The 13,463-nt window shown below is 65.2% G+C and carries 10 protein-coding genes; 9 read left to right on the top strand and 1 reads right to left on the bottom strand.

Going from position 1 to position 13,463, the window contains the following annotated elements; translation table 11 throughout:
• The first annotated feature begins 65 nt into the window (after positions 1 to 65).
• The 8 genes from VGM20_02115 (at position 66) to VGM20_02080 (ending at position 10,175) form a co-directional block, all read left to right on the top strand.
• Entirely contained in the window at positions 66 to 1,175 is a 1,110-nt protein-coding gene (locus VGM20_02115) for a carbohydrate-binding family 9-like protein (protein HEY4099651.1), read from the top strand.
• A 61-nt stretch (positions 1,176 to 1,236) separates the two neighbouring features.
• Positions 1,237 to 1,986 carry a rhomboid family intramembrane serine protease gene (locus tag VGM20_02110; protein HEY4099650.1) on the top strand — a complete coding sequence of 250 codons (750 nt, stop codon included), beginning with the start codon at positions 1,237 to 1,239 and terminating at the stop codon, positions 1,984 to 1,986.
• The gene (gene deoC / locus VGM20_02105) at positions 1,983 to 3,020 is read left to right on the top strand and encodes a deoxyribose-phosphate aldolase (protein HEY4099649.1); all 1,038 of its coding nucleotides are present in this window, start codon (positions 1,983 to 1,985) and stop codon (positions 3,018 to 3,020) included. Before VGM20_02110 ends, deoC begins: the two co-directional genes overlap by 4 nt.
• A gap of 12 nt (positions 3,021 to 3,032) precedes the next feature.
• On the top strand, positions 3,033 to 5,432 hold the full coding sequence (locus VGM20_02100; protein ID HEY4099648.1) for an aldehyde dehydrogenase family protein: 2,400 nt from the start codon (positions 3,033 to 3,035) through the stop codon (positions 5,430 to 5,432).
• A 169-nt stretch (positions 5,433 to 5,601) separates the two neighbouring features.
• The gene (locus tag VGM20_02095) at positions 5,602 to 5,940 is read left to right on the top strand and encodes a PadR family transcriptional regulator (GenBank protein HEY4099647.1); all 339 of its coding nucleotides are present in this window, start codon (positions 5,602 to 5,604) and stop codon (positions 5,938 to 5,940) included.
• A 27-nt stretch (positions 5,941 to 5,967) separates the two neighbouring features.
• Entirely contained in the window at positions 5,968 to 8,628 is a 2,661-nt protein-coding gene (locus VGM20_02090; protein ID HEY4099646.1) for an ABC transporter permease, read from the top strand.
• Positions 8,628 to 9,524 (top strand): hypothetical protein, encoded by an 897-nt coding sequence (locus VGM20_02085; GenBank protein ID HEY4099645.1) that lies wholly within the window; start codon positions 8,628 to 8,630, stop codon positions 9,522 to 9,524. The genes VGM20_02090 and VGM20_02085 overlap by 1 nt, the downstream gene beginning before the upstream one ends.
• Before the next feature lie 261 nt (positions 9,525 to 9,785).
• A complete protein-coding gene (locus VGM20_02080) occupies positions 9,786 to 10,175 on the top strand; it encodes a hypothetical protein (protein ID HEY4099644.1) in 390 nt (129 codons plus the stop codon).
• 49 nt (positions 10,176 to 10,224) lie between these two features.
• Here the strand turns inward: VGM20_02080 and VGM20_02075 are convergent, their stop codons facing one another.
• Positions 10,225 to 10,938, bottom strand: coding sequence for a phosphatase PAP2 family protein (locus VGM20_02075; GenBank protein ID HEY4099643.1), 714 nt, complete (start codon positions 10,936 to 10,938; stop codon positions 10,225 to 10,227).
• A gap of 364 nt (positions 10,939 to 11,302) precedes the next feature.
• Here VGM20_02075 and VGM20_02070 point away from each other — a divergent pair, with 364 nt between their 5' ends.
• A complete protein-coding gene (locus VGM20_02070; GenBank protein HEY4099642.1) occupies positions 11,303 to 13,360 on the top strand; it encodes a DUF5686 family protein in 2,058 nt (685 codons plus the stop codon).
• The last annotated feature ends 103 nt before the right edge of the window (positions 13,361 to 13,463 follow it).

Raw genomic sequence — 13,463 nt, 5'->3', positions numbered from 1 at the left:
AGTGCGGCGGAGACACCGTAGTATATCGAGATCGTGATTCCGCGGCGCTACCTTCCGGACCACTGATGAGCACCATCCTCCATGCCGCCGTTCGCGTTCCAGCCTGGCTGGTCGTCGCCGCCCTCTGGGCGTGCGCCTCGAATGCGGTCCTCCCGCGCGCGACCGGAGACCAGACCGTTCCGCGGCCGGACGTTCGCGAGCGGGTGCCGGAGGTGCGGCACTACGTCGCCGCGCGCGCCACGTCGCCGATCACCATCGACGGTCATCTCGATGAACGCGCGTGGACAGCGGCGCCGTGGACGGAATCGTTCACCGACATCGAGGGTGCGGTGCGTCCGGCGCCGCGGTTCCGGACTCGCGCCAGGATGCTGTGGGATGATCACTACTGGTACGTCGCCGCGGAACTCGAAGAGCCAGATCTCTGGGCGACGATCCGTGAACGCGACGCGGTGATCTTCCGCGACAACGATTTCGAGATCTTCGTCGACCCATCGCAGACGACGCACCGCTATTTCGAAATCGAGATGAACCAGCTCGCCACGGTGTGGGATCTCTTCCTGCCGAAGCCGTATCGCGACGAAGGATCGGCCGACAACAGCTGGAACATCGACGGGTTGAAGATCGCGGTGGCGCTCGACGGGACGCTCAACGATCCGCGCGATCGCGACCGCCACTGGACGGTCGAGCTGGCGATCCCCTGGGCCGCCTTTGCCGACAGCGGACGGAATCACGTCCCGCCGCGCGCCGGTGATCAGTGGAAGCTCAACTTCTCGCGCGTCGAATGGGACGTCGACACGGCGCACGGCGGCTATATCAAGCGAAAAGACAGCGCCGGGGCGCCGCTCCCCGAGCACAACTGGGTCTGGTCGCCGCAGGGTGCGGTCAACATGCACCTCCCCGAGCTCTGGGGGGTGGTGCAGTTCGGCGGCGGCGCCTTCCAGTGGCATCCGGCGGATGACGCGGCACGCTGGGCGCTTCGGCGGATCTACTATGCCGAGCGGCTGTACCATCAGGCGCACGGGAGCTACGCCGCGGAGTTGGCGTTGCTGGGGGTGCGGCACCTCCCCGCCGGGGTCCGATTCCGCGGGAGCAGCACGGGGTGGAGCGCGGATCTCGGGGGCGCCGACGGAACGACCTGGACGATCGGCAGCGACGGCCTCGTGACACGCCGCTGACGCCGGTCCGGCGGGGCGGATCGGCCGGGGGGACCTGCCCACCCCGCCAGTATATTCGAGCATGTTTCCGTACCGCGATGACAATCCCACCATCCTGACGCCGTATCTCACGGTGGCGCTGATCGCGGCGAACCTCGCGATCTGGATCGTCTTTCAGGGGATGGGGAACGAGCAGCGTCTGGCGCAGACGGTCTGCGAGCTCGGCCTGATCCCCGGCGATATCACCCATCATCTCCCGATCGGATACTCCTTCGACGTTGGCGGCGGCGCCACCTGCCGGGTCATGGGCGGCACGTCGTGGTACACGATCTTCACGTCGATGTTCCTGCACGGCGGCTGGTTTCACGTCCTCGGCAACATGTGGTTCCTCTGGCTCTTCGGGAACAACATCGAGGACATCATGGGGCACACCCGCTTCCTGATCTTCTATCTCGTCTGCGGCGTCGCCGCGGCGGCGGCGCAGATCTTCGCCGATCCGTCGAGTGCCGCGCCGATGGTCGGTGCCAGCGGCGCGATCAGCGGCGTGATGGGCGCGTATGTGGTCCTCTATCCCAGGGTGCGGGTGCACACCATTGTCTGGTTCGTCCTGATCTTCCAGTGGACCTTTCCGGCGTGGGTGATGCTCGGCTACTGGCTGCTGCTGCAGATCGCCAGCGCCGCGGTCGACCCGGTCGGCGGCGTCGCGGTGTGGGCGCATATCGGCGGGTTCATCGCCGGTGCTGCGCTGATCGGGATCTTCCGAAGTCCGAAACTGCAGGCGCGCCGTGAACAACTTCTCGCCGCGCGCCAATGGGAGGCGCATCCGGTATGACCACGGTGGAAGCCCGCACGGCGCGCTCGCCGCGCAACACGGTGACCTATCCCGAACCAGACGGCGCGCCACCGGTCGGCCATCTCCCGCGCAATCCGGGGATGCCGCTCGATCTCGCGTGGGTGCGCGATGTCCGGGTCAATCGCAGCGCGGTCGAGCGCCGCGCGGCGACGATTCCGACGCGACGGTCGATCAAGACGGCGTGGCAGGCAGGGTGGCTGTTGCGCGCGGTGACGCTGATGGATCTCACCACGCTGCAGGGCGACGACACAGCGGGGCGGGTGCGCAGGCTGTGCGCGAAGGCGAGACACCCGGTGCGTGCAGATCTGCTCGAGGCGATGGGGATGTCGGGGGATGACAGCATCCACGTCGCGGCGGTCTGCGTCTATCACGCCTTTGTCGAAACGGCGGTGCAGGCACTTGAGGGAAGCGGAATCCCGGTGGCGGCGGTCTCCACCGGATTTCCCGCCGGCCTCTCGCCGATGAAGACACGGCTCGCCGAGATCGAGGCATCGGTGGCTGACGGAGCGGAAGAGATCGACATCGTCATCACCCGCGCGCACGTCCTCACCGGCGACTGGCAGGCGCTCTACGACGAGATCCGCGCCTTCCGCGAAGCGTGCGGTGCCGCGCATCTCAAGGCGATCCTTGGCACCGGTGAGCTTTCGACGTTGCGCGATGTGGGGCGTGCGTCGATGGTGGCGATGATGGCCGGCGCCGACTTCATCAAGACGAGCACCGGGAAGGAGAGCGTCAATGCGATCCTTCCGGTGGGGATCGTGATGGCCCGCGCGATTCGCGCGTACCGCGAGCGGACCGGCTTCCTGGTGGGATTCAAGCCCGCCGGCGGGATCCGCACCGCGAAGCAGTCGCTCGACTGGCTTGCGATGATGAAGGAAGAACTCGGCGATCGCTGGCTGCGGCCCGATCTCTTCCGTTTTGGCGCGAGTTCACTCCTCACCGACATCGAGCGTCAGCTCGAGCACTATGTCACCGGGCGGTACAGTGCGGCGCACCGGCACCCGATGGCATGAGGGGATGAGACCATGACGACAGTGCGCGAAGCATTCGACTCGATGGCGTGGGGGACGGCACCGGAATCGCCGGCGCTCGCCAACGAGTGGCTCGACGGGCACGACCGCCGTTTCGGGCAATACATCAACGGCGTGTGGACTGCTCCCGCCGATCTCTTCACCGTGATCAATCCGGCGACGGGGAAGGATCTCGCCCAGGTCACAGAGGGAAGCAGCGCCGACGTCGATGCCGCAGTCGCCGCCGCGCGTGCGGCGCTCCCCGGATGGCAGGCCCTCGGCGGCGCGGGCCGTGCTCGCTGGATGTATGCCATCGCGCGGGCGATGCAGCGGAATTCGCGACTCTTTGCGGTGGTCGAATCGCTCGACAACGGCAAGCCGATTCGCGAATCGCGCGACATCGACATCCCGCTCGTCGCCCGCCACTTCTATCACCACGCGGGATGGGCGCAGCTCCTCGATCGTGAATTCCCGGGGATGGAAGCGGTCGGCGTGGTGGGGCAGGTCATTCCGTGGAACTTCCCGCTGCTGATGCTGGCGTGGAAAATCGCGCCGGCTATAGCAGCAGGGAATACAGTGGTCCTCAAGCCCGCGGAATACACGCCGCTCACCGCGCTCTGCTTCGCGGACCTGCTCGACGAAATCGGGTTTCCTGCGGGCGTCGTCAACATCATCACCGGCGACGGGAAGACCGGTGCCGCGCTGGTGGGACATGCCGATGTCGACAAGGTGGCGTTCACCGGGTCGACCGATGTGGGGCGCGCGATCCGGGCGCAGACGGCTGGGAGCGGCAAGAAGCTCACACTCGAACTCGGCGGGAAATCGCCGTTCATCGTCTTCGACGACGCCGATCTCGATTCGGTGGTCGAGGGTGTGGTCGACGCGATCTGGTTCAACCAGGGGCAGGTCTGCTGCGCCGGTTCACGGATCCTGGCGAGCGAGAGTGTGGCGGACGCACTGACGGCGAAATTGCGCGCGCGGATGGAGACGCTGCGCGCCGGTTCGCCGCTCGACAAGTCGGTCGACATCGGCGCGATCGTGGCACCAGTGCAGCTGGAGCGGATCGATGCGCTGGTGAAGCAGGGCGTTGAGGAGGGCGCCAAGTGCTGGCAGCCGTCGTGGAGCGTGCCGAAGGAGGGATTGTTCTACCCGCCGACGCTCTTCACCAACGTCTCGCCGGCGGCGACGGTGGCGCAGATCGAGATCTTCGGGCCGGTTGTGGTGCTGATGACGTTCCGCACGCCTGATGAAGCGGTGGAGATCGCCAACAACACACGCTACGGGCTCGCCGCGAGTGTCTGGAGTGACAATCTCAACACTGCGCTCGACGTGGCGCCGAGACTCAAGGCGGGGACGGTGTGGGTGAACTGCACCAACATGTTTGATGCCGCGAGCGGGTTTGGTGGGTACCGCGAGAGCGGGTACGGGCGTGAAGGCGGGCGCGAGGGGATGTACGAGTATCTGAGAATGGCGCACAAGGATCGTGCGGAACGTATCAGTACTGTCATCCCGACCCCGGGCGACGCGAAGGGGAGGGATCGGCCCGCGACGGAGCGGTCCCTCGCTGCGCTCGGGATGACAGAAATCGATCGCACGCCGAAGCTCTACATCGGCGGCAAGCAGGTACGCCCCGACTCGGGATATTCGCTGCCGGTGCACGACACCAGTGGGAAAGTGATCGCGGAAGTCGGGCGCGGGAATCGCAAGGACGTCCGGAACGCGGTCGAGGCGGCGCATGCGGCGTCGGGGTGGTCGCGCGCGACGGCGCATCTCCGCGCGCAAGTGCTCTACTACATCGGAGAAAACCTCGCCGCGCGCCGCGACGAATTTGCGGCGCGGACCAAGGCGATGACGGGAATCGCGGGCGCGAAGATCGTCGACCTCGCGGTGCGCCGGTGCTTCTCGTATGCGGCGTGGGCCGACAAGTACGACGGGGCGGTACACCACACGCCAATGCGCAACGTGACGCTGGCGATGCCGGAGCCGATCGGTGTGATCGGGATCGTGGCGCCGGACGAGGGACCGCTGCTGGCGCTGCTGTCGATGATTCTCCCGGCGATTGCGATGGGGAATCGGGTGGTGGTGGTGCCGTCGGAGACGGGGCCGCTGCTGGCGACCGATCTCTATCAGGTATTCGACACGAGCGATCTGCCGGGTGGTGTGGTGAACATTGTCACCGGGCTCCGGAAGGAACTGCTGACGCCGCTGGCCGGGCACGACGATGTCGACGCGATCTGGGTCTTCGGGACGCGCGCCGATGCGACGGAAGCGGAGAAGCTCAGTGCCGGAAACATGAAGCGGACATGGACTGAGTGGACGGTGCGGGAGTGGCGGGATCCGGAGGAGGGAGAGGGGCCGGAGTTCCTGCGGCAGGCGACCCAAGTGAAGAATATCTGGGTGCCGTATGGGGCGTAGGGGGATTAGCGCGTACTATCGTGCGGGTCTGCGGGCGCGTGGAGTGTCCTGGAGTGTCCTACCGTGCACGGAGGTGAACATCAGGTGAACATCGGGTGACGTGATTTCGACTTGACATCCCGCCCCGCCGTCCATAACTCTCTTCCATAGCTAGTTAGAGGAGAGCCCGGTGACGCGACGACAGAAGAACGACATTCTCCAGGGCACCCTCGCCCTGCTCGTGCTCAAGACACTCGCTGCGTGCGGCGAGATGCATGGGTACGCCATCACCGCGCACATACAGGCCGCGTCGTCCGATCTCCTCCGCGTCGAGGAAGGGTCGCTCTATCCGGCACTCCATCGGATGGAGCAGGACGGCTGGGTGCGAGCCGAATGGGGCACCACCGAAAAGAATCGCCAGGCGCGCTACTACACGCTCACCGCCGCCGGGAAGCGCCAGCTCGCTCGCGAGCAGGAAAGCTGGGCCCGGCTGACCGACGGCGTGCAACGCGTCCTGCGTTACGCCTGACACCGACTGGCACAACCGGAGGCGCGCATGGCGTGGTATCGACGACTCACCAATCTGCTCCGGTCCGATCGCCACTCGCGTGATCTCGATCGCGAAATCGGATTTCATCTTGCTGAACGCGTGGACGAGCTGGTCGCCTCCGGCATGCCGGAGGCAGAGGCGCGGCGAAAGGCTCGCCGGCGCTTCGGCAATCGCGGCGTGATAAAGGATCGGACACGCGACGCCGACATCCTGATCTGGCTCGATGCGCTCCTCGCCGACCTGCGTCAGGCCGCGCGCGCGCTTCGCTCCAATCGCGGCTTCGCCATCGTCGCGGTCCTTTCCCTCGGGCTCGGCATCGGCGCCAACACCGCGATTTTCACGCTGATCAACGCGGTGATTCTCAGGTCGTTACCGGTGAACCATCCCGAGACGCTGCTCAAGGTGACGATGGGGAAGGACGGGGGCGACGTCTTCACCAACCCGGTCTGGGAACAGCTGCGCGGTCATCCCGAACTCTACGCCAGCGCGTTCGCGTACGGACCGGACCGGTTCAACCTTGCGCAGGGCGGTGAAGCGCGCCCGGTCGCGGGTGAGTGGATCAGCGGCGACTACTTCGCCTCGCTCGGCGTGGCGGCGATAGTGGGACGCACTATCGTGCACGCCGACGACGTCCCCGGCTGTCCCGCCATCGCCGTGCTCGGCTACGGACTCTGGCAAACCGAGTTCGGAGGCGCACAGGACGCGATCGGGAAGCGCCTGATGATCAACTCCCACGCGTTCACCGTCGTCGGCGTGGTCAATCGCGCCTTTTTCGGCCTGGACGTCGGGCGGCAATCGGAACTCTACGTGCCGATCTGCAGTGAACCGGCCGTCGATGCACCGCAGAACGCCCTCGACGATCGCAGCGTCTGGTGGCTGAACATCATGGCCCGGCCGAGGGCAGGTGCCACAGTCGCGCAGACCGATGCGCTCCTCGCCGGATTCGCAACCGGGGTCTTCCAGGCGACGGTGCCGCAGCACATGCAGCCCGACGGCCAGGCGAGATATCTCAAGCGCCGGCTCGAAGTCGAACCCGCTGCCAACGGTTTCTCCGAGCTGCGCCTGCAATACGCCGGTGCGCTTCGCCTCCTGATGGTCGTCGTGGCACTGGTGCTGCTCATCGCCTGCACGAATGTCGCGAACCTCCTTCTGGCTCGCGCTACCGTGCGGCAGCACGAACTGGCGACACGGCTCGCGCTGGGTGCAAGTCGCGGACGCCTCATTCGCCTAATGCTCACCGAGGCGATGCTCCTTTCGATGCTTGGCGCAGCTCTTGGCGTGCTCTTCGCGCGATGGGGCGCGCAGTTGCTGACGAACTTCCTTTCCGTCGGTGGCCGCGCTGCGTGGCTCGATCTGGCCATCGATCGACGGGTGCTCGCGTTCACGACGCTGGCGGCACTGATCAGCGGCCTCTTCCTCGGGTTGGCACCTGCGTGGCGCTCGGCACACGCCAACCCGCAGTCGGCACTCAAGGGACAAGGTCGCGGTATGGTTGGCCGCGGGCGTCGCCATGTTGCGTGGGCGCTCGTCGCAGGGCAGGTCGCGCTGTCGTTTGTGTTGTTGACGTCCGCCGGTCTGCTCCTCAATTCGTTCCGGAACCTCACGAGCACCAGCGGCGGTTTCCGCCGCGAGGGAGTGCTCCTCGCAGACGTGGAGCTCACTGACACGAATGCCGCGTTTCGCACCACCGTCCTCGAACGGTTGCGCGCGGTGGCCGGGGTTCGTTCCGCCGCGTTCTCGTCGATGACTCCGCTGGCTAACCACGGCGAGAACACGTTCCTTGTCGCCGACGGCTATCATCCCCTGCGCAAGCAGGACGCGCGTTCGTGGGTCAACTACGTCAGTCCGGGTTATTTCAGCACGCTGGGCACGCGCTTGCTTCGTGGGCGAGACATCGGCGCGGCCGACCACGCAGGCTCGCCGCAGGTCGCGCTGGTCACCCGAAGCGTGGCGCGCCAGCTCTTCGGCTCGGCCGACCCGATCGGGAAGGAATTCCGAAGAGCGATTCGCGATCACGAAAGCGCGCCGTTCGAAGTGATCGGCGTCGTCGAGGATTCGAGATTTGCCTCACTCCGCGATACTGCCGGCATGGTGATCTACCTCCCGGCCGCGCAGGTCGACCGTCCGCTTGGCAGCTTCACGGTCGAACTCCGCAGCGATGTCGCGCCGGGTTCCCTCGTCAGCGGCGTCAAGAGTGTCATGGCCGAGCTTTCGCCGACGGCGTCGCTGCAATTCACGACGTTGAGCGAGCAGGTGGCGCGATCGCTGAACCTGGATCGCCTGCTCACCACACTTGCGACTTTCTTCGGCGGCCTGGCACTCCTGCTCGCGCTGATCGGCCTGTACGGCACGGTGTCGTACACCATCGCCCGCCGAAAGAACGAGATCGGCATTCGCATCGCCCTTGGCGCAGCGCGAGGGGGGGTGCTCCGGATGGCCGTCGGCGAGGTGGGCGTGGTGGTCGTCGCCGGGCTCGGCATCGGCATGCTGCTCGCAGTGGCCGCGACGCGGCTCATCGCACCATTTCTCTTCGGCCTAACGGCATCCGATCCGGGGACCTGGATCAGTTGCGCCGGCGTCCTGCTCGGCGTTGCGATGCCGGCCGCTGCGGCCCCGGCCTGGCGCGCTGCGCGGATGGATCCGATGACTGCGTTGCGGGAGGAATGATGATCGCCATCCGTTTCGCGCGCATGCTCTTCACTTGCGCCGCACTCGGCGTCCCGACGACGATGTGCGCGCAGATTGCGGTCACTACGCTCGACTCACCTGCCGGCCGGCTTCTGACGCAGTGGCTCGATAGATTCAACGCGGAGGATAGCGCCGGGCTCGAGGCATTCGCAGCGGCGCACTGCCCCACATGCAAGGCGCCGATGTGGCTGGGACGGCATCGGGAATTCGGCTCGCTCGGCCAGGTGAGTGTCGTCAGCGAGGATTCGTCGGGAATCATCTTTGCGGCGCGTTCGCGCTCGGCCGCTGTCAGCGTACGTGGGAACATCCAGCTCGCAGATGGCGATCCGTCGAGGATCAAGCGCTTCGCGTTGCTGGCAACGTCGCCGGGCCCGACGTTCGCGAACTGCGCCACCCGCGCGGCGCCGAGCACCCATGGCGTGTCCCCAGCGGACGTCGCGTCCGAGGACGCGATCGTCGCCGCGCTCTACGATGTGATTTCAGGTCCGGCGTGCCAGGATCGTGACTGGGATCGCTTTCGCGGGCTGTTCGCGCCGGGCGGGCAGCTCATTCCGAAGGAGGAGCTTGATCCCGCGAGGTTCGGCATCCACGCGGAGACGCCGGAGGAGTTCGCGGATCTCGCCGGACCGAGCATGGAGCACCTCGGTTTCTTCGAGAAGGAAGTGTGGCACACCGGCGAGTCGTTCAACGGCGTCGTGCATCGCTTCAGCACATACGAGTCGCGTCGAGCGGCAGGGGACGCGGCGCCGTTCGCGCGCGGCATCAACAGCATCCAGATGTTGTACGATGGCAGGCGCTGGTGGTTGGTGACGGTGTACTGGGCGGCCGAGCAGCCCGGAGTGCCCATCCCGGACAGGTACCTCAACCACCAGTAGCCAATACCTGCACTTGCGTCGGCGCGCCGCGCAGCGCCGGCAATAGCTTGTCGCCGCCTGGTCGCCAGAGCGAATATCGGGTTCGCTGACCGAGCTCGCGAGATCGCTGCTCGTTCGAAGCCTAATCGTGCCGCTCGCGATTCTTGACTGGCATCGTGCCGAAACCAGAAGCCGAAGACTTCTCGAACGGCCGCGTCGCCCAACTGAGGACCCATGAGGATGAGAGCTTCGGCAATAGCAGTTGTATGTGTCGCTGTTGCGGTGGCCTGTGTCAAAACGTCGATCGACAAATCGGCGGTCGATCGTTCCGCGAAACGCTTCGCTTCAATTCAGCAAGCATTCCCGTGCATTGATTCGCTGGCCATTCCGGTCACCGCCGAGCCTGACCTTGCCGCTCGGAAGTGTTCGCTGACGCGGTTGGCGATACATGAGATCGCCTTGGGCCATCTGCGCGCTGCTGGTGTTCTCCCAGAGGATTCCGATCAGGTATTCCGGTCGTCCGCATCGGAGATGCGATTCGCGTCGCTCGACGGCTCACCTGGGCAATGGATCTGGACGGTCGAGCTCAGCCTGCGCAACGAGCCGTTTCATGTCGCCGTTCAGATCAATGAACTGACGGACGGAATCGTTGCTGAGCGAGCGGAGCAATAGCTGTTGGCATGAGGCGGACAGCTCGATCGTCTCATCACCGAGCCAGGGTCTACCGAATCGGCACCATCCACCGCACGCCAGCGCTGTGGGCCGAGAGCAGCACTCGCGGCGCGCGCATCCCGAACAGCCGGAGCCGGCCGTCGGCGAATTTGGCGGCGAGAATTCCCACACCAGCGCCCGCGACGATGTCGGAGAGCCAATGCTGTTCCTGTTGCATCCGCGCCCAGCCGGTGCCGGTAGCGAGGCCGTACAGTGCAACGCGTGCCCAGGTCCGATCGATCGCATCGCCGAGAGAGGTGGCGAGAGCGAACGCGGTCTCGGTGTGGCCCGAGGGAAACGAAGGGCTTCCGGACGGCGTGCCGGCGAACCAATGAAAATCAGTCGCATCCCGGTCGGGGTCGAGATAGGGACGTTGGCGCCCAACCGCGTACTTCAACCCTTGTGTGACACCCGACGCGAGCGCCAGTCCAGCGGCAGTGCGCAACGTCGCTTGGGCGAGGTGATGGTTGCGGGTGACAATGGCTGCCACGCCGAGTCCACCAATTACGGCTCCGATGCCGGTGATCTCGCCGAATTTCTGGAAGTTGCGCGCCGCGCTGGTTGCGGTGGATGAATGAGGTCCGTCGAAGTAGTGACCGATCGGTGCGTCGAACAGGAACGCCCCGGTGATGATGCCGCCGCCGATCGCCAGGTCGCGCCAGCCCGCATTGGGAAGCGAATCGATCGCCGCCGCGGAGTGCGCGGCCGCTGTCTGTGCCGACACGGCGACGGGGACGAACAGTGTGCAGGCGATGAAGCACCGGACGAACGTTTGATACCAGTCAGCGAGGTTCGGCAGGTCGACTCCTCCATGCTTCGACGGATTCCATCGTCGCGCGACGCACTGTCATTTCCCAGCATAGCCGCCCAACCTTGCAGCCAGATTACGATTTACGGCTGGTGCCGAATCAGTTTGTAGGGCGAGTGCGCCGAACCCAACTGCGCGGCGTCTCCTCAATGAAGGTACCGTCACCAATGCTGACACCGGCCTGACACCATCCGCGGCGAGTGGGCCGCGATCTGCCGCTGAGGGTACCACGATTCGCATCTACTACTGCTGTGCAGCAATCCTGTTCGGCGTCACACCGTTGGCCGCCCAGCGCGATACGACACTCCACGCGGGGCGGACCATCATTGCGGCGGCGGTTGCGCGCCGGCACGCGCAACTCCCCGATGGAACGCGCCAGAGCTATCAGGCCGCCGTCAAGCTCGCCGTCTACGATACGGAGGTCCCCGCCGACTCCATCGCCGCGGTTGCCACGGTGAGTGAGAGCCGCAGTGCGGTCGACTGGCGTGCGCCGCAGCACTACCACGAAACGATCCTGGCGCGGCGCCGCGCGAGCAGGTTCACCTTTGTCTGGAAGACGCTTGCAGTCGTCGACATTGCCGACTTTCAGCGTCAGCGGATCAACATCCCACCGTACGACTTTGTGTCGCCGATCGCCGATGACGCCATCACCTTCTACCGGTATCAATTGCTCGGCTTGGGCACGGTCGATGGGGTGCGAGTGTATCATCTCGCCATACTGCCCCGGACGCCGACGACCCTCGGCTTCACCGGGACGATCGACATTTCCGAGTCGACGCACGACGTCGTGGGGATGGATCTTGGCGTCACCGAAGCAGCGGATTTCGGAATGTGGCACAACGTGCGCTATCGGCAGCATTACGCCGACGTCGGGGACGGGCACTGGATGCCGCACGACCTGACGCTCACGGCCGATGCGCATCTGCCGATCAAGATCCCGAAGCTGTCGCGATACATGCACGTCAGCCAGGAAGCGCATCTCGACCACTATCAGGTCGAACCTGCCGCCCCGGCGGTCGAGGATAACGAAATCCGGATTGATGTTGCTCCCGACGCCGACAGCTACGACAACCCGCTCTGGCTGGAGCCTCCGGTCATTGCCCAGACGGCCGGAGAACAACGGGTCTGGATGCATCGGGATTCGAGTGCGCATCGACTGTCAGGACGCGTCTCGGGCGTGCGGCGCAGTGTCTCGACCAGTCAGATCGAAGTGGTCTCCCGGGACTTCTTCCACTTCAACCGCGTGGATGGCGCCTATGCCGGCGCCGGTGCGCTCTGGCGCGCGTCGGAGAATGTGATCGCGGACGGAAAAATTGGTTACGCATTTGGAAGCTCGCGGTGGCAATACCGCGCAGGAGGTGCGTTGCAGCTGTCCCAGCCGCAGCGATTGTGGGTCGGTGCCGGTTATCACGATGAAACGATCACACGACCGAGCATCGTGCCACACAACAGCGACCGCACGCTTGAAGCACTCCTCTACCAGCGAGATCCGCTCGACTATTACCGCGAACAGGGGTCCACGTTCTGGGTGGGAATCCGGCCGGTCACCTTTACCCGATTGCGGCTGCAGTACGATGACCAGTTGCAGAGCCCGCTGCCGGTGGTGACCGACTTTTCGCTGTTCACGCCGACCGAACCTCAGCGAGCCAATGGGTTCATCACCGGCGGACGGATGCGGTCGCTCTCGGCGACGTTGACCTATGATTCCCGATCACTCGTGCGAAAGCGCGGCGTCGAGACGCCGCTCCCGGGGCTCGTGTGGACGCAGGTCACCTTGGGCGCGGAGGTGTCGGACCCGTCGCTGATTGCGTCGGATTTCCGGTTTGCCCGCTACACGCTCTTTCTGGAGCGCCATCAGCGTCTTCACAATTCCGGGGTCACGACGATCCTGGCGTTGCTCGGCACCACGACTGGCACCGTGCCCCCGCAGCGGTACTTCACGCTCGACTTCTCTGTCCACGCGCTGGGGTTTCAGGGAGCGGGCCTCAAGACGTTGGGCGACACGGCGTTCGGCGGGACGGAGGTGGCGTCATTGTCGATCCGGCACGACTTCAACGGACTGATCTTCAAGCGCAGCGGGATACCGTTGATTCGGCTGCTTCCGTTCACCCTCCGGGTCTACAGCTCGGCATTCGTGATCGATTTTCACAATCACATACCACTTCCGACCGATAGTGCATTTCATACCGCGCCGAACGGTTACGTCGAGGCGGGGTTCGGGTTGGGGAACCTGTTGCCGTTTCTTTCGCCCTTGAAGCTGGGAACGCAGTTCACGTGGCGGCTTTCGAATCAGACGACGCCACGATTCCAATTCGGATTCGATCTTTCGGGGCCGTGACGGCGTGTGGTTCCTGGGACCTGCCTTACGGGATCGGACAGACCGTCCCGGCCATCCCCTCCCACCTGCTTGACGGTATTTCAACAACTAGTCATATTATGAC

The sequence above is a fragment of the Gemmatimonadales bacterium genome, assembly GCA_036500345.1.
GTDB lineage: Bacteria > Gemmatimonadota > Gemmatimonadetes > Gemmatimonadales > GWC2-71-9 > Palsa-1233.
The sequence above is the reverse complement of the archived record's forward strand: the minus strand, read 5'-3'. Positions and strand labels throughout refer to the sequence as shown.